Source organism: Paenibacillus lentus (assembly GCF_003931855.1).
Lineage (GTDB): Bacteria > Bacillota > Bacilli > Paenibacillales > Paenibacillaceae > Fontibacillus > Fontibacillus lentus.
The window spans coordinates 3,293,586-3,316,811 of the sequence record NZ_CP034248.1; the positions used below are offsets into that span (position 1 = coordinate 3,293,586).

Genomic DNA, 23,226 nt, shown 5'->3' on the forward strand with positions numbered 1-23,226 from the left:
GGGAGAGAGGCATGCTGGTGCGAATTCTTAAGTCTTCTGATGATGCTATACATTTTAATGAAATCTACCTAGATGGATTTGATTGGAAAAGTCACAATCTAATTGTAACTTTAGATGAGCATTATGCAAATAGTGGAATAACATTTGAATAGGTTTGATCTAATTAACCACATGCGAGTGTGATAACCTCATATGGTTTTCTTTCTATAACCAATCAAAAGTTAAGATAATACACGTTTGAATACTGACAGTGAGTGGATATTTATTAACCACTGTATTGGCTCTGCATGTAAAGGGAGCAAGTAGATGGGAACTTAGATGCCCCGTCTACTTGCTAATTGACTAAATTCAGAGCTGCCGTGATAACTCCCGGTAGGTCTGCCGATTCCACAAGCTCCATGGCGCCTCCTCGGGAGGAAGGGAGATCAGCTGCGTTTGTTCCTTTGTGACCGGATGCGGGAAGCCGACATACAGCGACCACAGCGCGATCTGCTGGCCGGGCTTGTTGAAGGCCTGGCCGTACTTCTGGTCGCCGTAAAGCGGGCAGCCAATATGGCTGAACTGCACCCGGATTTGATGGGGTCGCCCGGTGAGCAGGGTAACCTTGATCAGCGTCAGGTTGTCGCTCGCGGCTGTTCCAATGACCTCATAATCGAGAATGGCCTCTTTGCCGCCAGGTGTTCCCTTGGGAACGACGGAGACGGTATTGGTGCGTTCGTTTTTCAGAAGTGTGTTCGTAAGGCGGCCTTGACGCTTGGCAGGCGTACCATGCACGATTGCAAGATAAGTCTTGTCAAAGTTACGGCTGCGAACGGCCTCGGATAACCGTGAGGCGGCCTTGGACGTTTTCGCAAAGATCATTGCACCGCCGACTGGTCGATCCAACCGATGGACAAGTCCTAAATACACATTGCCTGGCTTCTGGTAGCGCTCCTTAATATCCTCCTTCAGCAAGGAGAGGAGGTCGGGATCGCTGCTGGCATCCCCTTGGGTTGGGATGTTAACCGGTTTGACGATCCCCAGCAGATGGTTATCTTCGTATAAAATCTCGAAATCCGAATCCGCCGGATTCCGCTTCTCGATGTTGTTATTCGTAGTCATGAATTACTCCTCCCAGCGGCCGAGAATTCCACAAGGAAGGTTCAGTCCAGAATTCGTGATCGGTAGGCCGATTTCACCAGCGGAGATGCTGCCTCCGTAGCGCTTCTTAACGGTCATCGACAGAATGTTGTGAATCACGGTTGGAGAGATGCCTGTCGTATAAGAGTTGATCAAGAAGAAGAGAGGGTTGTCCGACAGAATGGACAAGCACGACTCCACGAACGGATACAAGCTTGTCTCTAACTTCCACATCTCGCCGCCGGGTCCCCGTCCGTAGGAAGGAGGATCCATGATGATGGCATCATAGCGATTGCCGCGCCGCTGCTCACGTTGCACGAATTTGAATACGTCGTCTGTAATATAGCGGACAGGCCGATCGGCGAGCCCGGACAATGCCGCGTTCTCCTTGGCCCATTGTACCATGCCTTTAGCTGCGTCGACATGTACAACGGATGCACCGGCGGAAGCAGCTGCAACTGTAGCACCGCCCGTATAGGCAAACAGGTTTAGCACCTGAATTGGCCTTCCCGCGCGCTTTATTTTATCCATCATCCAGCTCCAGTTCGCAGCCTGCTCAGGGAATAAACCTGTATGCTTGAAGCTCGTAGGTCGAATATAGAACTTAAGCTGCTCGTACGAGATCGTCCAGCGCTCCGGGATTTGCTTCTTCATCTCCCATTGCCCGCCGCCCGAGGAACTGCGGTGGTAGTGGCCGTGTACATTTCTCCACTGCTGGGATTCGTGCTGAATCGGCCAAATAATTTGCGGATCGGGACGGCGCAGAATGATCTCTCCCCAGCGCTCCAGCTTCTCCCCGCCTCCTGCGTCAATGATTTCGTAGTCCTGCCAGTTGTTTGCTACATGCATTAGTTAATCCATCCTTCCGATATCCTCTGAAAAATCATTATCATTAGAAACTATCAAATGAAACGGACAAGCCGTCTCAGTGCGTTATTTACGCTGCAAACCTTCGGATGTTATTGTACCTCATTATTCCATCTCCATGCTACCCTTTGTAACCGGGGGCAGTATGCCAAAGAGCTGTATTTTCCAACAAATTTACTAAAGCCATTCCGTCCTATCAAGAGCAGAAATAATATCATTGCCCTAACTTGACAACTTTATTGCAGCGAGTTAGCTTTGTAATTATTGTACTAGCGTGTTTGAAGCGTTTTGTGGCATGGAGTTTAGCATAGCAAGGAGGTCTTTATATGGTTGAAGTGAATCGAACTAATAATCAGAAGCAAGTGATCGAAATGCATGATGTAAGCTGGCGGCGCGACGGGAAAACCGTGCTCAATGCGATAGATTGGCAGGTAGCCGAGGGCGAGAATTGGGCTTTGTTTGGCCTGAACGGCTCAGGCAAAACCACGCTGCTAAACATGTTGAATGGATACATTTGGCCGACGACAGGCACCGTTTCTGTGTTAGGGCATAAATATGGTGAAGTGGATGTTAGGGAAATGCGCAAGTCGATCGGTTGGGTTAGTTCATCCCTGCAACAAAAGCTGCATGGTTCTGAGAAGGTACAGAATTTAGTTGTAAGCGGGAAATTTGCTTCGATTGGACTTTATGAAAAACCGACGAGTGAGGATTTTGACCGTGCGGAAATGTTAATGCATCAGTTGAGATGCGGGCATTTATTGGATCGTACGTATCAAACCTGTTCGCAGGGCGAACAGCAGAAACTGCTGATTGCCCGTGCGCTAATGGCGCAGCCCAAGCTGCTTATTCTGGACGAAGCCGCCAATGGTCTGGATTTCATATCGAAGGAAGGACTGCTGGACAGCATTCAGGAGCTAGCGCTGGATAGAGAGGCCCCCCACATGATTTATGTGACTCACCATACCGAGGAGATCGTTCCACCCTTTACGAAGACGCTGCTGCTTCGGCGCGGCGAGGTATTTATGCAGGGTGATACGACGGAAATGTTTAGTGGGGAAATCCTTACTGATTTCTTTGAAATGTCGGTGGATGTTAGCTGGAGAAATGGAAGAGCTTGGTTATCCAAAAAATAATTATAGGCAATTTTAGATATCCAATTTTAGAATCTTCCGTTTCATTGTTACCTTTTGCAATGTGGTGCGTATTACAAAGAAGCGGCGCAAGTTAGCCGGAGAATGATATATACATATGGAGGGGATCCTAAATGGAAGCTGTACCGAACAAACCGAAGAAAAACCCAGGATACCGGGGAGCTATTGCAGTCGTAGTTATCGTGATTTTAGCTATAGTAGGCGTGAATAGTGTAACGCAGGTTCAATATGGTCATGTTGGATTGTATAAAACTTTTGGCAAGCTGAACGATAGCGTGCTTTCGCCCGGGATTCATTTGAAGGTTCCTTTTATTCAAACTGTAATTCAAGTCAATACTCAGGTAACGAAAGCGGAGACAGACACGACCGCATCCTCCAAGGATTTGCAGCCTGTATCCACCCATGTTGTTGTTAACTATTCCGTAAATAAAGAGGCTGCTTTCAATCTGATGAACAACGTCGGCGGTAATTATGAATCCGTTATTATTAATCCTGCGGTACAAGAAGTGGTGAAAGAAGTCACCGCGCGGTATCCCGCTGAGGATTTGATTGCCAAGCGTGATGTGGTAGCTGGAGAAATCAGTGAGCATTTGACCACTAGAATGGCGAAATATGATTTGATCGTGAATGAAATCAACATTGTTAACTTCAAATTCTCGGAAGCGTTCGATACCTCTATTGAAGCGAAGCAGGTTGCCCAGCAGCAGGCTTTGAAAGCAGAGAATGACTTGAAGCGGATTGAAATCGAAGCGAAGCAGAAAATCGCCCAGGCTCAAGCCGAAGCAGAGTCGCTTAAACTGAAGAAGCAAGAGGTTACGCCAGAGCTCGTGCAATTAAAGCAAATCGAGGTTCAGGAGAAAGCGCTGGAAAAATGGGACGGACGCCTTCCTTCTGTGACAGGCGGAGCTACTCCGTTTATCGACATTCAATCATTTACGAATCAACAGCAATAAAGTTGTGTTGCACATCGGTCGAATAAGCTGAATATTTGCGAACTCAGAAGGAAAAAAGGAATGCTAGGAATGCTCAGGCATTCCTTTTTTATTTTTGCGGAACCTTATCGCGTTTAAGATCCAGTAAATCGTCGGGATTACATACTCCGTAAAGTTGAGCAGAGGTGGTAAACTTTCCATTAGTAATTGGTTTGTTTCCACCTGGGAGCGGACAACGAAGAACGATAGAATGCAGGCAAACGCCGTGAATGGAAGAACCAATGAGCTGTGATCCGGTAATTTGAGCAGCACGGATATACAATAGACAGCGATAAATAGCATAAAAGAGATTTTTATAAAAAGACTGGTGAGCCACAAAACGATCAAAATAGGATCTAAAGTTTCTATAAACGATCCAGCCCGTAAGGAGCGAATGAGATCGAGATCCGGATACGTCAGGTTAGCAGCTAAATCTGGGCTTAGAATCATCAGAATTGGCAGCAAGTGCGATAAGATAATGATCAGTGAGGAGATTACCGTAATGGAAATGGTTCGATAAACCTTTTGTGGCGACTTCAAATAAGGCATGATTAGGAATAGGAAGGAAAACTCCCCAAAAATAGGCAGGCTGGTGTAAACGCCCATGCTAACATGCTTGAAGTTCAGGTGGTTAATAAAAGCGGGCAGTACTTCAGGAGATATCTCTGTTGATACCATTAACGGGACACTGATAAAAGCAAGTATGCTAACAACAAAAATACCTAAAGCAGCTGTGAAAATCGTCGTGATGCCGGAACGAGCTGCATAGGCAACACATATCCCGAACAGCAGAGCTATGATCCAGGGTGGAGTTCCAGGCAAATACACTTGAATGAGGAAGTCCTCAAGCTCTCGGAGATTGATCCCGGCAAGCAGCAGATTGACTATCGTAAACCATAACATAACGATAGTATGCGGGACTTTACCTACGATCTTGCGTCCGAACTGAATGATTGTCTCGTTTGGCCGCGAGGCAGTAACTTTGTAGGCGGGGTAAATAAAAACAATGCTTAGTAAGCCGCCGAGCACAATACTAACGGGAGTGGAGTAATGGCTGTTCCGGACGTATACTGCCATTAAAAAAGCGATGACCACCGTAAATATGTACAGATTGAACATCGCAAATATTTGCAAGTGATTCACCTTCTGCATATTTGAACCCTCCCGTTACTTTTATGTTCTAATGGGCATACCAGCCCAGCCGGATGAATCTAAAACATCCGTTCTAAGAAACGATAGAACCCAAGCAGGGCTATATTGATATTCCAGGTATCCTTGACGAGAAAATGAACTTCCAATAAAGTAAGCAGAACCATATTTACGGTTACAAGCTTCCATAGTTTGGCTGTATTGTTATAGTGTTTGCGCCAGTTTGCCCATTCATACAGTGTAATAAGAACAAAAACTAGAGCGATTACAATCACGTGCTCTCCTCCTTGATACTTTTGTAAGCTTCGCCAGTCGATCTAATCCTCACGTTAACAGTGGACTCTATTTCGAGCTCCTTGGCATAGAATTCATTCCAGTCTGAGCTAATCTTCTGCAGTACGTGAGGGTATTTCCAATCAATATAATCCTTGAAATGGAATACGTCGGCCTGCGCCGTACGCGTAGTGTTGATGGCTCGCAAGATTCGATTGCGCATTTCCTGATTGAGTGCTTTTTGCAGCTGAATAAGCTGTGCGTCGTCCTTAAGATCGAGCTTGGAGTCAGAGGCTAGAATTGATGCGGTTCCTCTTGTTTGCAGATGTATGGATGGCACGTTCTCCTTGTGTTTTACTTGTACTTTTGTCTTGACGTTTTCAATATTGAAGGAAACCTCCTTGCCATCGGTGGGCGACTCGATGTTGATTATCATTACTTTGATATTTGAGTCGATCCATAACGAGGTTTTCATATCCTCTTTACTTAGGGTAGGGTTGATCATTCGCCCCTTTTTTAGAATAGCGGCTCCGTCTACACCTAGCCAGGTTTCGGCTTTTTCTAGTTTAGCCGTAATCTCGGGTTGCTTGCCAAAAGCAAGCAGAGGTACAAGGATGTCCTCGGATTTATAACGTGTGCGGAGAATATCTCTCAGTGTTGTGTCGATCGTCTCCTTATCCTCGACATAAGAACGTAGCAGAATGGAAATGAAGCGCTCAAAAGTCGTTGGCGTTTCAACAATTTCCAGCGCTTTTCCTGGGGTTATAAATAGGTTGGCGCTAATATGAAAGGCTATATGTCTGCTGATGAAATCCAGCAAAGGATCAAGCCCACGTTTGGCTAGCTTTTGACTAATTACGATATTTCGAGTTTGACCAAATGTAATGTCCCTGGATATGTCACTCTGAATGTCTTGTAAGGCGTGAGGCAGGCTCTTGCCTGTTTTTGTGACAAAGGCAAAAGGCTTCTGACCCTTCTCGCCAGAACCGCCAACTTCTCCAGGGATCATTCGGTTGGCCAGTGGAAAACCGAGGGTGAGTTCGAACTGTCCATCCTCGGTTAGATCGATCAGCATCAGGTTGGCGAATGCGCGGTCATTCAGTTCTACAGGAGACCAGCAGGCACTGGTACTCATCAAGATGACGCTGGATAGTATAAGCAGTATTAGTCTGTTCCTGAGAATTCTCAACCTCATTCCTCCTTATGCTTTTCCCAACCACGGGCATTTTTCTTTTGGCGTTGTTTATTTTGCGTCAGGAGCACAGGCCGTTTTTGCATGGCCCACCAAGGCGCACGGATTAACGTGTCATTTAAATCCGCCTTAGCTAGCGGAGTGAACGGGGATAAATAAGGCACTCCGAATGACCTGAGATTAAGCAAATGGATATAAAGGATGATCAATCCGCAAGTGATACCGAACAGACCTAAAATGGATGCCATCGCCATAATCGGAAAGCGTAGCAAACGTATCGTTAAGCCAAGATCAAAGTGCGGATTAATAAAAGAGGCGATTCCTGTCAGAGAAACAATAATGACCATCGCTGCCGAGACGATTCCCGCCTGTACCGCTGCAGTACCAATAATGAGCGCTCCGATGATCGATACAGCCTGGCCAATCGACTTCGGGATGCGAATGGAAGCTTCCCTAAGGGCTTCAAATGCGAGCTCCATGATAAAGGCTTCGACAACGGCGGGAAAAGGTACGATTTCTCTAGCCGCTGCGATAGTCATTAACAGCTTGTATGGAATCATCTCGGGATGAAAAGTTGTAATTGCGATATATAAGGACGGAAGCAGAAGGGAGACAAACAGAAACAGATAGCGAATCCAGCGAATCCAAGTTGCTGGAATGTATGACTGATAGTAGTCTTCCGCTGTCTGCAACAGCATCGCCAAAGTGACAGGGGCAATAATTGCTGAGGGGCTTCCGTCCACAATAATCGCTACGCGTCCTTCAAGAAGCGAAGCAATGACAATATCAGGTCGCTCTGTATATTCAATCTGCGGAAAAGGAGAGAAGGGAGAATCTATAATCGATTCCTCTATAATGGATGAGCCCAGCAAACCGTCGATGTCCAAATAGGATAATCTTCTTTTAAGTTCCCGGAGAAGCTCTGGTTTGCAGATTCCTTCGACATAGGCAATGACGAATCTTGTATTTGTTTCGCTGCCCATAATCATCTCTTCCGTCTTGAAGTTTCGGCTCTTTAATCTTCTTCGCATCATGGTCATGTTTGTGTCAAGACTCTCGATGAAGGCTTCTCGTGGCCCGCGAATGACGGATTCGTTCGGGGCTTCCTCGATCGCTCTGGTAGAGAACGAGCTAGCGGAGGGAAAAGTCATCATTCTATGCTCTCCCTCTACGATTAGCGCTATTCCAAAATTAAGGACAGTGGATATCACTTGATTGGTGTCTGTGACGATTTTGATTTCAGAGACGGATAATGCTTTTTCTTCAAACAGAAAATGCGCAAGATCCCCATCTTTCGAAGGGGCGTAATTCAATAATCCGCCTATAATCACATCTTGTATCGTGGTTTGATCTGTCATGCCTTTTAAATAAATTAATGTACAGGCCTGATCCGTATGGATTGTAAATTGCCGGAATACGACGTCGGAACAATTGTTAAGCTGCTGCTTCAGCCACTGTACACGGGATTCCAGACGCTCTTGTTCATTGGTAGGAGGGCGACCGTTCTGTGAAGATGGACTATCGTTGGCTGTCCGGTGGTGCTCCGGTGCTGAAGCATAAGAACTGTTTTTACGTTGTCTGCTCAGCAATCTTCTCCACAATGGCATAGGTCTTCACTCCTCTTAAGTTTGAATCCACAGGTAGTATATAGATTTGCTTAACCTTGATTTTTTATTCTAAAATAGCTGTTATTCATATTTAGTGAGCATAGCGGAAGCAATGCAAGGCAGAATTCGTTTAAAAAAATAAATAATGCTAACCCTATGCCAACGAGCAGCATAAATCGTAGCGAAGTGGTTAAATGTTCATGGGATTTTGAACATTTTGTGAGATTTTATATAGCAAAGGATTGCAAAGTCAAAATACCTCTTCTCTACAGAATGTACTATCATGTAAAGTAGGAATAAGTTAAGATACTTTCGTCATTTATTTTATCTGGAGGCCGCATATGCGAATGTCCTATAAACAAGTTAAATGGTTGATTCTCACTATTCCCACTATAACGATTGGACTGTGGGAGTATGTTCGGCATGAATATTTACTTCCCTATATATCGATGGATTTAGGAAATTGGCTTTCCCCGATCATCGTATTTTTGGTATCTATCCTTCTTTTGACGCAACTTTTTAAGATGATGGAGATGATTCAGACAGAATTGAACGAAGCTAAAGCTCATAAAGCTGCTCTGGAGGAACGAGAGAAGATTGCCCGGGAGATTCATGATGGCATAGCCCAATCTTTATTTCTTTTAAATGCGCAAGTGAACAAAATGGAGAAGGCGCAGGTAACCGATAGAACAACGTTCGACAAGCTGAAGCAAAATATTTTCCGCACGAATACGTATGTGAGACAAGCCATTGCGAATTTGCGTCATCCCGCAGATCCTGCTTCGATATCCTGGGTGCAAGGCCTCAAGAACTTGATTGAAGAGCTGAAGAGGGAATCCGGTTTGGATTTTAAAATAGGGTGGGATATCCCTGAAATGCAGTTATCTGTCAAAGATAGAATTGAACTGCTTGCCTTGATTCGCGAATCGCTCTTAAACATTCATAAACATGCTGCAGCCACTGAGGTACATATTGATGGCTATATCATGGAGAATGGATGGCAGTGTACGGTTATCGATAATGGAGTTGGCTTTGATCTGGGGAAGAACTTAGGCGAAAATCGCTATGGAATTCAAATGATGCGGGATCGTGCGGCGATGATGGGCTGGAAGTTTAATATTGAAAGAAATGGAGCACATACGATCGTTACGATTCAAAAGAACTTCCCTTGACGGTATTTGTCTTAAATCATATAATGAGAACGATTATCATTAACGTGAATTAGCTATTATTAATATCATTAATTCTTTGTCTCGAACTGAACGGTTCGTGCTGGGCAGATGAGGAGAACTTAGTATGACGGAAATGTTAGAAAGTACGAAGAGGACTGAGCGTCTGTCCGTATCGAAGCCGCGAACTAGACCGCTCGTCACATCACTGATCATGTTCGGGGGGATCGCAGCTTTAGTTCTTGGTATAGCGATATCAGTTTCATTCGGAGCAGCGGATATTTATTTCACCACGGTATGGGAAGCCATATTCAGCTATAATCCGGAGCTTACACAGCACCAAATCATTCAGGAAATACGTCTACCGCGTATACTTGGGGGAGCCATGGTCGGCGCTAGCTTTGCCGTGGCTGGAGCGATAATGCAGGGGATGACGCGCAACCCGATGGCGGATTCAGGATTGCTTGGACTTAACGCCGGGGCAGGATTTGCGCTTGCGCTGTGCTTTGCCTTTTTTCCAGGCATGTCGTTCAATTTACTTATTCTATATTCCTTTCTGGGTGCCGGTGCCGGGGCAGGACTCGTCTTCGGGATTAGCTCACTGGCGAAGGGAGGAGTAACTCCCGTGCGTCTTGTGTTAGCGGGAGCAGCGGTGAGCGCATTATTGCTAGCTCTTAGCGAGGGGGTTGCACTGTATTTCCGAGTCGGTCAGGACTTGGCCTTTTGGTATGCGGGCGGAGTTTCTGGAACGAAATGGTTTCAGTTGAAAATTATGCTCCCTTGGGTAGGGGGGGCGATCATTGGCGCGATGATGCTATCTCGATCGATTACGATGCTCAGTCTGGGGGAAGAGGTTGCCGTTGGACTTGGCCAGAGAACAGGACTGGTCAAGCTGGCCGGTACGGTTATTGTGCTGGTTCTGGCTGGATCAGCGGTTGCGGTTGTTGGCTCCGTCGGTTTTATCGGCTTGATTATTCCTCATGTAACCCGGTTTCTTGTCGGTGTTGATTATCGCTCGATCATTCCTTGCTCGGCGATTCTCGGAAGCTTGCTCGTCGTCTTTGCCGACTTGGCGGCTAGAATGGTTAACGCTCCGGTTGAAACACCGCTTGGTGCTCTTATTGCATTAATTGGCGTGCCGTTCTTCCTCTATCTCGCACGTAAAGAGAGGAGGGAGTTATAGGTGGAACCTGTACAAGCAGTATCACCGACTTCAAGCCGTCGCAGAATGAGGCGCGGAGTCATCGTGATGACGATTTTAGGTATTTTAATCATTGGCGCTTTTATTGTAAGTATGAATACCGGATATATCCGTCTGTCGCCGGTAGAGGTGGTCAAGACGCTATTTGGAATGGGAACGGATAAGCAGTCGCTGATCTTGTTCGAGTTCCGGCTTCCACGTATCGTGATTTCCGTATTGATCGGTGCCGGATTAGCGGTTTCAGGCTGTATATTGCAAGGGCTATCCCGCAATGCGCTGGCCGATCCGGGCATCCTTGGCATCAATGCCGGTGCAGGGCTAATGGTGATGTTGTATATTTCTTTCTATCCAACGACATCGATGCGATCTATATTTCTGCTGCCTGTGCTGGCGCTCATCGGCTCAGGCTTAACGGCTGCACTCATCTATGTGCTGTCCTATAAGCGGAATGAAGGAATAGCGCCGACAAGGCTTATTCTAACAGGAATTGGCGTGGCTGCCGGGATCAGTGCGGCAATGATTGTGCTGACGTTGAAGCTTGACCCGCAAAAATATCAGTTTATGGCTACGTGGCTTGCGGGCAGCATTTGGGGCTCCAACTGGAAGTTCGTGCTTGCACTGCTGCCATGGATTGTCGTACTGCTTCCGTATGTATTCTACAAAGCTCAAGTGATGAACGTTCTAAACCTTGGCGAGAACACGGCGACAGGACTCGGAACGTCTGTGGAGAAGGAACGTCTGCTGCTGCTAGCGGCCGCGGTCGGCCTTGCCGGTTCTTCGGTTGCGGTGAGCGGTGGAATCGGCTTCGTCGGCTTGATCGGCCCGCATTTGGCGCGGAGGCTCGTCGGGCCGAAGCACCAGCTGCTGCTTCCGGCTTCGGCCATGACGGGCTCGCTGCTTGTTATTGTGGCGGACACGATCGGGCGTTGGCTCATGCAGCCCTCGGAAATACCGACGGGGATCGTCGTAGCGGTTATTGGTGCGCCTTATTTTCTCTATTTATTGACTAAAATGAAAGCATAATATAATCAAAAAATAAAGCTGTGACGAACTGCGAATTCGGCAGGGGGTCACAGCTTTTTTAACGGAAGATCGCCGATCTGGGGGAGAGTTTTTTATTTTGGGGAAATAGCTCTTGATTAATTATGGGAAAACAGGTATATTACAAAGGCACACTATATTTAGTGCGGATAAATATATGAAGACACCATATATAGTGTATTGGATGGTGGATAAGAATGACTCTAATTAAGAAAGATGCTGCCGATGGCTCATCTCCTGTGGAGGGGCTATTTTTTTACGGGAGGGAATACAGTGCTTATTGTCTATGACTCGAAGACGGGAAACGTTAAGCGATTCGTCAGTAAATTGGATGTAGAGCATGTCCAGATTCGAGAGGGCTTGGTCGTTGACCAGCCGTTTGTGCTCATTACATACACCACTGGTTTTGGCCAGGTACCGCAGTCGACCCTGAAATTTCTGGAGAGTCACGGTGATCTGCTGCAAGGTGTTGCCTCAAGTGGCAATACGAATTGGGGCGTTCGTTACGGACTGGCTGGAGATCAGGTGGCGGAAATGTACTCCGTTCCTTTATTAATGAAATTCGAACTTAGCGGCACCAAGAAGGATGTCGAGCGATTTAAACAGGAGGTTAAGCAAATTGTCTACACTTACTCAAACTCAAACGGTCACGCAAACGCAGATTCCCAATTGGATACAGCTTAATAATGAAATCATGGTGCAAAAGGACGGACAGTTCCAGTTCCATAAAGATCTGGAGGCCGCTCGAAGCTATTTTGTCGATTATGTTAATCAGAATACGGTTTTCTTCCATGACCTGAAGGAGAAAATCGATTATTTAATAGAGCATCAATACTACGAAGAAGAGCTGTTTGCTAAATATGAATTCGCGGACGTAAAAAAGCTGTATGAAGCGTTGTATGCGCGCAAGTTTCGCTTTCCATCCTTTATGAGCGCCTTTAAATTTTATAATAACTATGCGATGAAGACGAATGACGGGACGAAGTTTCTAGAGCGTTATGAGGATCGGATTGCTGTTACGGCATTGTTCCTCGGCAACGGCGATATCCAGAAAGCGAATGAATATGCCGATGTCCTAATTTCGCAGGAATATCAGCCGGCTACCCCAACGTTTTTGAATGCGGGGAAAAAACGCCGCGGCGAGCTGGTCAGCTGCTTTTTGCTGGAGGTTGATGATTCGATGAATTCCATCGGATTCGCAATTAATTCCGCGCTGCAGCTAAGCAAAATAGGGGGCGGCGTCAGTCTCAATCTCAGCAAAATTCGCGCGGCAAGTGAACAAATCAAAGGCTTGGACGGCAAAGCGAGCGGCGTGCTGCCCGTGATGAAGCTGTTCGAGGATGCGTTCTCCTATGCGAACCAGTTAGGTCAGCGGGACGGGAGCGGCGTCGTCTATCTCAATTTATTCCATGCGGATATCCATGAGTTCCTAGATACGAAGAAAATTAACAGCGATGAGAAAATTCGCATCAAGACCTTATCCCTTGGCGTTGTTGCGCCGAATAAGTTCTTCGAGCTAGTGGAGCAGGACAAGGATATGTATCTGTTCTATCCACATACTGTCTATCAGGAATACGGCGTCCATTTGGACGATATGGATTTAACGGCCATGTATGATGAGCTTGTGAATAACCCAAGAGTACGCAAGAAGAAAATCGTAGCGCGCGACCTGATCATCAAAATTGCGCAGACGCAAATGGAATCGGGTTATCCCTATATCATGTACGTGGATAACACGAACGATCAGCATGCCCTCAAAGATATCGGGCGCGTGAAATTCTCGAACCTATGCAGCGAGATTGCGCAGCTGAGCGAAGTGTCGACGATTAATGATTATGGGCACGAGGATGTCATTAACCGCGATATTTCCTGTAATCTGGGGTCATTGAACATCGTGAATGTGATGAAGAACCAGCGGATGAGGGAAACCGTTCATCTGGCGATGGACGCACTGACTGAGGTCTCCGACCGTACCGAGCTGGAGATTGTGCCATCCGTGGCGAAAGCGAACCGGGAGCTGCACTCCGTCGGTCTTGGAGCGATGAATTTGCATGGATTTTTGGCACTGAACCATATTCCTTATGAATCCAAGGAAGCGATTGATTTCGCACGTACGTTCTTTATGATGCTAAATTACTACTCGATTGAGCGCTCCATGTTAATTGCCAAGGAGAGAGAAGTAACGTTCAAGGACTTTGAGCGTAGCGAATATGCGAGCGGGGCGTATTTCAAACGCTATGAGGAGAATGATTATTCACCGCGGACAGACAAGGTCAAGGAATTGTTTGCGGGCCACCATATTCCTACGCGCGAGGATTGGCTTCGCTTGAAGGAGGAGACGATGAAGCACGGGTTGTATCATGCTTATCGATTGGCCATTGCGCCAACTGGTTCGATTTCGTATTTACAATCGTCAACCGCTTCGATTGCGCCGATTACGCAGCGCATTGAAGAGCGGGAGTACGGAGATTCCAAGACAATTTACCCGATGCCGTTCCTGAACGAGAGCAATTACTTCTATTATAAAGAAGCTTACGATATGGATATGTTCAACCTGATCGATCTCGTAGCCGAGGTACAGGTGCATATTGACCAAGCGATTTCAACGATTCTGTACGTGAAGGATAATCTGACGACGCGAGATTTGGCGAAATACTACATCTATGCGCAGAAAAAAGGATTAAAGACGCTTTATTATACTCGCACGAGAAAAAGAACGATCGAAGAATGCATCAGCTGCGTCATTTAAGCTGCAAACAGGAGGAAGAAAGCATGACAAAGTTCGAAGCGGTTAACTGGAACGCACCTGAAACGGATTATACAGAAATGCTCTGGACGCAGAATACGTCGCAATTTTGGCTGGACACGGAAATTCCGGTATCCAAGGACTTGAAGTCTTGGACGGAGCTGAGTGATGATGAGAAGAATACGTTTATGAAGGTATTGGGCGGATTAACACTGCTAGACACAGAGCAAGGGAACGTCGGCATGCCGCTGATTGCCCAGCACGTAGAAGGGAAGCAGAAGAAGGCGATCCTGATTTTCCAGGCGGCGATGGAGGAAATCCACGCGAAGAGCTACAGTACGATCTTTACGACCGTAGCCAGCAGCGAGATGATCGGCGATACCTTCCAATGGGTGCGGAGCAATAAATATTTGCAGTATAAGACGCACCGAATCGATACCTATTATCGAGATATTGAACAGGGGAATCTGCTAAGCCTGTATCAGGCGATGGTAGCTTCAGTGTTCCTGGAGAGCTTCTTATTCTACTCCGGGTTCTTCTACCCGCTATACCTGGCGGGACAAGGCAAAATGGTAGCGAGCGGCGAGATCATTAAGCTGATCATCCGCGACGAGAGCGTGCACGGCGTATTCGTTGGCCTGCTTGCGCAAGAGGTATTCCAGCAGCTAAGTGCGGAAGAACAGGATTTTGCCGAGAAATTCGTGAACGAGCTGTTGATGGATCTATACAAGAATGAGCTGGAGTACACCGAGGAGCTGTATGATCCGATTGGCTTGACCCATGAAGTGAAGAAGTATATTCGTTACAACGCGAACAAAGCGCTGATGAACCTGGGGATTGAGCCTGCCTTTGAAGAGGAAGAGATCAACCCGGTGGTGCTTAACGGTATTCGCACGGAAACGAGCACGCACGACTTCTTTTCCACGAAGGGGAAAGGTTATCAAAAAGGAACCGTCGAGCCATTGCGGGACGATGACTTTGCATTCCTGGATGAAAGAGTGAAGGAATCGAATATTTGGTAATCGAGTCGAATTGAATCACTGAATGATTAACATAAACAAACATCCCATGACACTAGTGCAGTGTGATGGGATGTTTGCTTTTTGCTGCATTATATTGCTGCGGCTATTCGGTCCATTCAGTCGATTAAACTACATCGCGCTTTGGCCGCTATCGTGGCTGACCTGCCACTCGGTGCCGAATCTGTCCTTGACGTTGCCGTAGCATTTGCTCCAGAACGTCTCTTGCAGCTCCATGTGTACCGTGCCGCCTTCTTTCAGTTTATGGAATACGGATTTGATTTCATCCAGGTCAGTGCTGACGAAGGCCAGGGTAATGTTGTTGCCTTGAATGTAAGGTGTTCCCGGGAAAACGTCGGAGAACATCACATTGCTTCCATTAATGTTGATACGTGCATGCATGACTAAATCTTTTGCTTCTTTGGGAAGCTTGTACTCTGGATTCGGCGGTGCTTCTCCAAAGGTCATGATTTGTGGTGCTTCGGTGTTAAATACATCGGCGTAAAATTCTACAGCTTCGCGACAGTTGCCATCAAAATTGAAATACACATCAACAGCCATTTGCCACACTCCTTATCGGATTTAGGATGCTTAACTTCCTTATTGTAGCATTTGGCGAAAGGAAAATAAATTAGTTAGAATTTTAGGTTTTATTTAAAATGTTGTTGAAGTGTGTAATTTCTGGTATATTATATTCACGAACGTATGTTTGTGCCTTGGTTTGATTTTGATTCATTTTTTAAAGATTTTCCTTGGGCAAAGGAATAATGCTTACGGAGATAATGAATATAGCGGAAAATTTAACCTTCGCGTTCCAAAGAGCTTGCATCGTCATTTATCCGAACGAGCAGCTGCAGAAAATGCATCTTTAAATCAATATTGCTTGTACAAATTAAGTCGCTGAAAGGCGGCTTTTGTCTTAGTCGACTTATTTGTTAGCGATTGTTTCGCTAAATCCTATTTTCTCGACAAAAATGAAATATAACTGTTTTAAGTTAAACAGGAAAGGAGCGGCCCAAAGTGAAAAGCTTCTTGGAAGATCTCTATTACGGAAAGCTGTATCCTAACGAGCAGATCGTTTCCGATGATCCTAAATATCGTGCGTTAAATCGCCAAATTTCGGAGATGATGCGGATGTGGAGGCAGAAGCTGTCGGAAGAGGATTTCAGGCAGCTCGAAGCGATGCTGGATTTACAAGGGGAGTCGAATTCGATACATAATATGGAGACATTCGTTCAGGGCTTTAAGCTTGGTGCTTCCATGATGATCGAGGTATTGGACGAAAAAGAGTAGCTTTATTGAAGAAATTTAAATTGGTTTTATAGGAACTATTCTTATAAAGTTGCGTCATATTTCTATAGCAAGAAATTAATGTAAGTGGTGAGGAGAAATTCAATGCTTATGAAGCGTGGGAAATTTGGACGTTGCCGGGCGGCACTCGCGGGGATACTGCTGTCGCTAATCATGCTTGTGCCTCCTACTGCTCAAGCAACCCCACCGGAGCAGATGCCGAGTCAGAAAGGGAAATGGTTATCTGATGTCGTGGCGATCTCAGCAGGGGACTATGCTGTATATGCGATTAAGAAGGATGGAACCGCTTGGGCATGGGGAGGAATGAGAGACCGGGGAATATTGGGTAACGGTTCATTCATCCCGGTCAAGACCCCGGTGCGGATGCATATTGACGAGGTGAAGGATATCGCAGGCGGGAGCATGCATACGTTAATTTTGCGAAAAGATGGCACGGTGTGGGCTACCGGAGATAATAGTGATGGCCAGCTTGGCATCGGTGCGACCTCGGATCAACCTGTTCTTGAACCGGTTCAAGTTACAGATTTGGTCAATATTGTCGCTATTTCAGCGAGTGGTAATCAGAGCTTGGCGCTTGGTGCGGATGGAACGGTCTGGCAATGGGGAAGAAGGAACAGTGTACACACACCTTCATCTGTACCTGCCAAACTGGAGGGGATCCCTGCCATCCAGGCCATTGCGGCAAGTCATTTGACAGTCAGTGCCCTAGACAAGGATGGCCAGGTTTGGATTACCGGATCGGCCGTGACGAACATGAATCCCGATCCCCAATGGGAACCGACTACAGTACAAGGTGATGCGATGGGGAAGGCAATAGCTATTGCGACAGGAAGCCAGAAGGCTGCAGCACTACTGGATGATGGGACGGTTGTCATATGGAAAAACTCTAAAGTATACCCTACAGCGGGTGATTTATTAACTCCCACCAAAGTGAAGCCTGCTGACCAACTCACGCGGTTGGAAGGGGGCAGCTTAATGATGTTTAGCAGCATTAAGCAGGATGGCACAGTATGGGTGTGGGACACCTTTTTGGATGAGACCGAGTATACGGCTGTTCAGGTTGAAGGCATTACAAATGCTATTGATCTGGCAAATACGAGCATGCGGGAGCAGTATGCGCTGCTAAGCAACGGTACGGTGATGAAATGGAATTATTACGGCGGTTCAAGCAAGCCATCTAAACCACAGTTGGTCGAGGATTCCATTCGCGTTGAGATCAACGGAGACAAGCTAGATTTTACTTATCCGCCGACACTTGTGAACAATGTGAGCTATGTACCGCTGCGCGGTGTTTTTGAGCATTTGGGGGCTAAGGTAACCTGGATGAACCAAATGAACACCGTCCACGTCAGTAAAGGAAGCATGAAAGTTGTTATAAATCTCCATACGCTGGACACGACAATCAACGGGAAAAAGGTCGCAGACAACCTTAAGCCGTTCAATGAAAACTATACGACCATGGTGCCGCTGCGTTTCATTGCGGAGGCGCTGGGAGCCAAAGTGAACTGGTCCAACGAGCAGCATAGAGTACGAATCGAGCTGCCAAATCCATAAAATATGAAGGACACCCTCGCATTAACGAGGATGTCCTTTTTAACGAGAGGGGAAGAGATTCGCAGCAGCAAGGGGAACACTCATGTTAGTGTCTCTTGCTGACTATGTTCATGTTTTTGATTAAATTTAGCTGTGATGGTTTGTAATTTGGAGGAATAGCTTTATCTCTAGGCAGGTATTTGTTATATAATATTTTATAATTAAATATAACAATCTTTATTTTGTTATTGTAAATTATTGATTTAGCAGTTAATATATAGATGTTACCTTATGGTGCAATTATTACCGCAAACAGGTCGAGAAGGGAGGGTAGTTAACAAAACGTGAATAAATGAAAAAGAAAGTCGCAAAACCTAAAGATGGAAGGAGATCAATTTATGAAGAATTTGAGGAAAAAATCACTCTCCATATGCATGGCAATGGCTATGATGTTTTCTTTGGTAACCTTGCTGGGAGGACAAGACATTCGGGCTGCTTCAGGTTTTTATGTAAGCGGTACCATCCTGTGTGATTCGACAGGTAATCCGTTTAAAATTCGTGGGATCAATCATGCTCACTCCTGGTTTAAAAATGACTCAGCAACCGCAATGGAGGCCATTGCGGCAACAGGTGCCAATACGGTGCGAATTGTTCTGTCTAATGGACAGCAGTATGCGAAGGACGATGCTAACACGGTGAGTAATTTGTTATCACTAGCAAATCAACATAAGCTAATCGCTATTCTTGAAGTTCATGACGCTACAGGCAGTGATTCAGTCTCTGCGCTAGATCATGCCGTGGATTATTGGATTGAAATGAAGAATGTGCTTGTAGGAAAAGAGGATCGCGTATTGATTAATATTGCCAATGAGTGGTACGGAACGTGGGATAGCAACGGGTGGGCTGATGGTTACAAAAGCGCAATTCCGAAATTGAGAAATGCTGGAATCAACCATACGTTAATCGTGGATGCGGCGGGCTGGGGACAATATCCGCAGTCGATCGTTGATAAAGGGAATGAAGTGTTTAACAGTGATCCGCTGCGGAATACGATATTTTCCATTCATATGTATGAATATGCAGGCGGAAATGCCGATATGGTGAGAGCGAATATTGATCAGGTCTTAAATAAGGGGTTGGCCGTTATCATTGGGGAATTTGGCCATTATCATACGGGTGGCGATGTGGATGAGACGGCTATAATGAGTTATACGCAGCAGAAGGGGGTTGGATGGCTCGCTTGGTCATGGAAAGGAAATGGTGCAGAATGGTTGTATCTGGACTTATCTTATGACTGGGCGGGCAACCATCTGACCGAATGGGGCGAGACGATCGTCAACGGTGCAAACGGGCTGAAAGCAACGAGTACGCGAGCCCCTATTTTTGGGAATTAGGCTATTCAGGAATTCACCAACGACGTAACTTAGGCACTTATGTAATCTAGTGGCAGCAGGTAAGGACACGAACGTATTATCGATTCGTGTCCTTGCTTTGTGTTATTTTTTAATTGAAAAAGATACCGTAGTTCCCTCGCCAGGCTTGCTATCGATTTTAAAGCCGCTACCGTATAGCTGTTTCAGCCGTCTGTCCGTATTGTGCAGGCCAATTCCCGTTCGATTATCGACCTGACGTTCAAGAATGTGCTGAAGCCTCTCATCCTCCATGCCTTTCCCGTTATCTGAAATTCGCACTTCGACTTCATGCTCGCTCTGCTTGATGCAAATCCGTACTTCTCCTCCGGCCAAACGATCCAATACGCCATGGATGACTGCATTTTCTACGAGTGGTTGGATTGTGAGTGGAGGAATTTCGATTTGAATCGAATTATCGACTTCCCAGATGACTTGTAATCGGTCGCCGAACCGTTCCTTTTGGATGTAGAGGTATGACTGCACTAGACTAAGTTCATGCTCTAGCGAAGCGGCTTGATCGGAGTTTTGGAAATCGATGCTGAGTCGGATAAAATTGTCTAGTTCCTCGACCAAGGCGTCCATGCGCTCCATATCCACTCTGCTGAGCTCAGCAATCGCCGTGAATGTATTTAATATGAAGTGTGGCTTGATTTGGGCCTGGAGCCAGGCCGCTTCGATTCGAAGCCGTTCATTGACGGATCTTTTTAGCTTGGTTAAAGATAGGACACGTGATTTCAGCTCGGTCGCCTTCATCGGTTTGGTAACATAATCGTTGGCGCCCACCCGGAAGCCAGCCTCGATGTCTTCGTCTCTGTTGTACGCTGTCAGCAGCAGCACTGGGAGTTCGGACAACGAATACCGTTCCCGAATTCGGGACGTCAGTTCATAGCCGGACATATTGGGCATCATTACATCGCTGATCACCAAATCAAAGTCGCAACCACCGAGTTTTAGCAAAGCCTCTTGACCGCTTGTTGCTGTAATGACTTCATACGATTCAGAAGCAAATATACTCTCTAGCACCTTCAAATTGACGGAATCATCGTCTACTGCCAACAGCCGAATGCGATCGTTGGCTCGCTCCCTCATCGCTGACGTCTCTAAATCAGCTTCTGATGGAGAGGTTGGGAACACGTATGAATAAGGCGAAGTAACCGGTTCAAAAGTCAGCTTGGAGGTATCGGCTAATTTTAATGTAAAGGTAAACACGGAGCCTTCGTTTGACTTTGAACGGGCTGTCATCGTTCCGCCGTGTAACTCGACGAGTTGCTTGCAAATATTAAGCCCAAGGCCGAAGCCGCCGCCTAGCGCGCTAATGCCTTGAACCGCTTGTTCATAGGGCTCAAAAATTCTCTCCAATACTTCTGGTTCCATGCCAATTCCAGAGTCGACCACAGAAACCTTCGCCCATTCCTTCTCGACGGAAGCGTGAATCGACACTTCTCCAGCATATGAATACTTGATGGAATTATGTAGAAGATTGACGAGAATTTGAATCAAGCGGTTCTCATCGGCCATAACGTAGGGAAAGTTGTTAGGAATCCGGTTGCTGAACCGGATCGGTTTGCCCTCGGTCATAAATTGCAGCATGTTGATAACGGTCGCGGTCAGGCTATGTATGGAGACAGGGGTCGGCTGCAATTTGATGCGGTTTTCTTTAAGCCGTCCCAAATCAAGCAGATCGTTCAGCATAAACGACATACGCTGTCCGACCATCATAAGTAATTCAAGATCTTTAGTGCTTTTGTGGCCCAAAGTCTCTTTCTCCCTCTCGGATACGGATTGCAAAATGTTCAAAATGCCATGAAGCGGATTTCGCAGTTCGTGGGCGACTGTGGTCAGAAAATCATCCTTATGCTTGTCCGCTCTTTGCAATTTCCTGGTGAGCTTTTGGGAATCATCAAGAACCTGGAAGTATCGTTTGAACCAGAACGCTGCAAAACAGATGGTCGCGATGATCAGATCGAACGGGTAAGACATCATTTCTATCCGGAGCGCATAAAGGATGAAGAGCCAGATCAAGCTGCTTATCGCCGCGATGGCGGCAAGTAGTAAGAAGATATTCTCTCTGCTGCTCTCAGTGGTTGAACTGAACATGACGACTGGAGCTAACAGGCAGGGAATAAACATGATCAGAATGTAGAAGGGCTGGAGCATAGAAATGTAGGAAGCTGGCAGCAGCAGCACCGATAATATACTCGCAAAGCAGATGATGACGTACAGGAGTGAGCCTGTAGTTTTCAACCAATAAGGTAGATGATAACGAAGCGTCTGTATCAGGAAATAACCACCGCTAATCATGCTGATAAAGAGGATTTTAATGCTCCACTGATAATTGAAAGGAAGCCATACAAGTAACAATCTCTCGCCGTCCAGCAACGTTCCGAGGACAATGCAAGTGATCATGCCGGAGAAGTAGAGCAAGCGCTTATCACGATTACCGATAAAAAATAGCACAATTCCATACAACGCATGGATCATGTAGGCTACGCAAGCTAAGCGAACCATATCATTGGCAAAGTTCATTTCTCGGTTTAGTACACTTTCCAATCCAAACTTTATGGATCGAACCATACCCCCCTTACGTACGTTATCAAAGTTCGCCACTTGAATAACGACATTGAGAACATCTGCGTTCTCCTCCAATGTGTAATAAGCAGTATAGGGGGTATCAAGCGGCTCGTAAGCCTCTTTATGCTTCGCTGGTTGTCCGGTTTGCCCGATCAATTGGCCGTTGACGTACATCTTAGAGGAGGCCGTGATGCTCGTAATATGGAAAGCGTAGGATTTGCCTTGGTTTGGATCGACCAGAATTCGTAAGCGGTATGATCCGAAGCCATAATAGGGATTTGTACTTTGCTTTTTGGGAAATTTCCAGCTGTCCGGAACCGGTATGTAATCGATTGGATCCTCTAAAGCCGTGCTGATCTCACTATTTTGCATAAAAAAGGTGTTCGGATAAAATTCCCACTCCCCATCCAGTCTAACCGTGTGATTCGTGAGCTGTTTCCAGTCTCTTAAATCCAGTTTTCCCTGAACAGCGGTTGGATGAGATGGTGTGGTGAAGAAATGCAGCCAAATGAAGCGAAATCCTGTAAGAACGGATAAAAACAATAGAGATACAAGTAGTATTTTCCTTCTAATCATCATAATTCACCTGAATTCGTTACGCCTTCAAGCTCCTTTTAAATTAAGTATGGGGATAAACTTGCAGTATATCAAGAAAATAATAGTATACGTATATCTATTAACAAATAAACCATATGAGCCCAGATTATATCATCAGAATAGGTCAATTGGAGTGGTAGCCAGGAATAAGGTATCAAATCTACCAAATATAGAAAAAACATCTTGAAAAATCGCCCATTACGAAGTATATTTTAATTAACTTAAATAAGACCATATTTTCCCAAAGATAATACTGGTTTCCAGAAAATCGAATGGGGTCACTGAAAGCGACCGCAG

20 protein-coding genes are annotated in these 23,226 nt (G+C 46.0%); 12 read left to right on the forward strand and 8 right to left on the reverse strand.

Features of this window, described 5'->3' with window-relative positions; translation table 11 throughout:
* Positions 1–348: 348 nt before the first annotated feature.
* Together EIM92_RS14820 and EIM92_RS14825 are read right to left on the reverse strand one after the other, a co-directional pair.
* A complete protein-coding gene (locus EIM92_RS14820; RefSeq protein ID WP_125083304.1) occupies positions 349–1,101 on the reverse strand; it encodes an RluA family pseudouridine synthase in 753 nt (250 codons plus the stop codon).
* Positions 1,102–1,104: 3 nt separating this feature from the next.
* Entirely contained in the window at positions 1,105–1,968 is an 864-nt protein-coding gene (locus EIM92_RS14825) for a class I SAM-dependent methyltransferase (protein WP_125083305.1), read from the reverse strand.
* Between the two features lie 344 nt (positions 1,969–2,312).
* On the opposite strand from EIM92_RS14825, the gene EIM92_RS14830 reads away from it, so the two are divergent.
* Together EIM92_RS14830 and EIM92_RS14835 are read left to right on the forward strand one after the other, a co-directional pair.
* On the forward strand, positions 2,313–3,119 hold the full coding sequence (locus tag EIM92_RS14830; protein WP_125083306.1) for an ABC transporter ATP-binding protein: 807 nt from the start codon (positions 2,313–2,315) through the stop codon (positions 3,117–3,119).
* Positions 3,120–3,250: 131 nt separating this feature from the next.
* On the forward strand, positions 3,251–4,090 hold the full coding sequence (locus EIM92_RS14835) for a prohibitin family protein (protein ID WP_125083307.1): 840 nt from the start codon (positions 3,251–3,253) through the stop codon (positions 4,088–4,090).
* Positions 4,091–4,153: 63 nt separating this feature from the next.
* Here EIM92_RS14835 and EIM92_RS14840 read toward each other — a convergent pair whose 3' ends face one another.
* The 4 genes from EIM92_RS14840 to EIM92_RS14855 are packed head-to-tail and all read right to left on the reverse strand — an operon-like array spanning position 4,154 to position 8,329.
* Positions 4,154–5,260: a GerAB/ArcD/ProY family transporter gene (locus tag EIM92_RS14840; RefSeq protein WP_125083308.1), complete on the reverse strand. Its 1,107-nt coding sequence runs from the start codon at positions 5,258–5,260 to the stop codon at positions 4,154–4,156.
* A gap of 59 nt (positions 5,261–5,319) precedes the next feature.
* A complete protein-coding gene (locus EIM92_RS14845; RefSeq protein ID WP_125083309.1) occupies positions 5,320–5,532 on the reverse strand; it encodes a hypothetical protein in 213 nt (70 codons plus the stop codon).
* Complete coding sequence (locus EIM92_RS14850) at positions 5,529–6,719, reverse strand: Ger(x)C family spore germination protein (RefSeq protein WP_164515111.1); 1,191 nt, start codon at positions 6,717–6,719, stop codon at positions 5,529–5,531. Before EIM92_RS14850 ends, EIM92_RS14845 begins: the two co-directional genes overlap by 4 nt.
* A 2-nt stretch (positions 6,720–6,721) precedes the next feature.
* Positions 6,722–8,329, reverse strand: coding sequence for a spore germination protein (locus tag EIM92_RS14855; protein ID WP_125083311.1), 1,608 nt, complete (start codon positions 8,327–8,329; stop codon positions 6,722–6,724).
* A gap of 347 nt (positions 8,330–8,676) precedes the next feature.
* Here EIM92_RS14855 and EIM92_RS14860 point away from each other — a divergent pair, with 347 nt between their 5' ends.
* From EIM92_RS14860 to nrdF, 6 genes are all read left to right on the forward strand, one after another.
* Positions 8,677–9,501, forward strand: coding sequence for a sensor histidine kinase (locus EIM92_RS14860; RefSeq protein WP_125083312.1), 825 nt, complete (start codon positions 8,677–8,679; stop codon positions 9,499–9,501).
* Between the two features lie 124 nt (positions 9,502–9,625).
* Entirely contained in the window at positions 9,626–10,681 is a 1,056-nt protein-coding gene (locus EIM92_RS14865) for a FecCD family ABC transporter permease (RefSeq protein WP_125083313.1), read from the forward strand.
* 45 nt (positions 10,682–10,726) lie between these two features.
* On the forward strand, positions 10,727–11,722 hold the full coding sequence (locus tag EIM92_RS14870; protein ID WP_125085203.1) for a FecCD family ABC transporter permease: 996 nt from the start codon (positions 10,727–10,729) through the stop codon (positions 11,720–11,722).
* Between the two features lie 291 nt (positions 11,723–12,013).
* The gene (gene nrdI / locus EIM92_RS14875; RefSeq protein WP_125083314.1) at positions 12,014–12,424 is read left to right on the forward strand and encodes a class Ib ribonucleoside-diphosphate reductase assembly flavoprotein NrdI; all 411 of its coding nucleotides are present in this window, start codon (positions 12,014–12,016) and stop codon (positions 12,422–12,424) included.
* Between the two features lie 10 nt (positions 12,425–12,434).
* Positions 12,435–14,489: a class 1b ribonucleoside-diphosphate reductase subunit alpha gene (gene nrdE, locus EIM92_RS14880; protein ID WP_246021428.1), complete on the forward strand. Its 2,055-nt coding sequence runs from the start codon at positions 12,435–12,437 to the stop codon at positions 14,487–14,489.
* A gap of 23 nt (positions 14,490–14,512) precedes the next feature.
* Entirely contained in the window at positions 14,513–15,508 is a 996-nt protein-coding gene (nrdF, locus tag EIM92_RS14885; protein ID WP_125083316.1) for a class 1b ribonucleoside-diphosphate reductase subunit beta, read from the forward strand.
* A 129-nt stretch (positions 15,509–15,637) separates the two neighbouring features.
* Here nrdF and EIM92_RS14890 read toward each other — a convergent pair whose 3' ends face one another.
* Positions 15,638–16,066, reverse strand: coding sequence for a VOC family protein (locus EIM92_RS14890; RefSeq protein ID WP_125083317.1), 429 nt, complete (start codon positions 16,064–16,066; stop codon positions 15,638–15,640).
* 109 nt (positions 16,067–16,175) lie between these two features.
* Here EIM92_RS14890 and EIM92_RS14895 point away from each other — a divergent pair, with 109 nt between their 5' ends.
* The 4 genes from EIM92_RS14895 to EIM92_RS14910 all read left to right on the forward strand — a co-directional run bounded on the left by EIM92_RS14895 (position 16,176) and on the right by EIM92_RS14910 (position 19,743).
* Entirely contained in the window at positions 16,176–16,409 is a 234-nt protein-coding gene (locus tag EIM92_RS14895) for a toxin-antitoxin system HicB family antitoxin (protein ID WP_125083318.1), read from the forward strand.
* A 116-nt stretch (positions 16,410–16,525) separates the two neighbouring features.
* Positions 16,526–16,798 carry a DUF6809 family protein gene (locus EIM92_RS14900; RefSeq protein WP_125083319.1) on the forward strand — a complete coding sequence of 91 codons (273 nt, stop codon included), beginning with the start codon at positions 16,526–16,528 and terminating at the stop codon, positions 16,796–16,798.
* Between the two features lie 108 nt (positions 16,799–16,906).
* Positions 16,907–18,370, forward strand: coding sequence for a stalk domain-containing protein (locus EIM92_RS14905; RefSeq protein ID WP_164515112.1), 1,464 nt, complete (start codon positions 16,907–16,909; stop codon positions 18,368–18,370).
* Positions 18,371–18,747: 377 nt separating this feature from the next.
* Complete coding sequence (locus EIM92_RS14910; protein WP_125083321.1) at positions 18,748–19,743, forward strand: glycoside hydrolase family 5 protein; 996 nt, start codon at positions 18,748–18,750, stop codon at positions 19,741–19,743.
* A gap of 102 nt (positions 19,744–19,845) precedes the next feature.
* On the opposite strand, the gene EIM92_RS14915 is transcribed toward EIM92_RS14910, so the two are convergent.
* Complete coding sequence (locus EIM92_RS14915) at positions 19,846–22,911, reverse strand: hybrid sensor histidine kinase/response regulator (RefSeq protein ID WP_246020985.1); 3,066 nt, start codon at positions 22,909–22,911, stop codon at positions 19,846–19,848.
* Positions 22,912–23,226 lie beyond the last annotated feature (315 nt).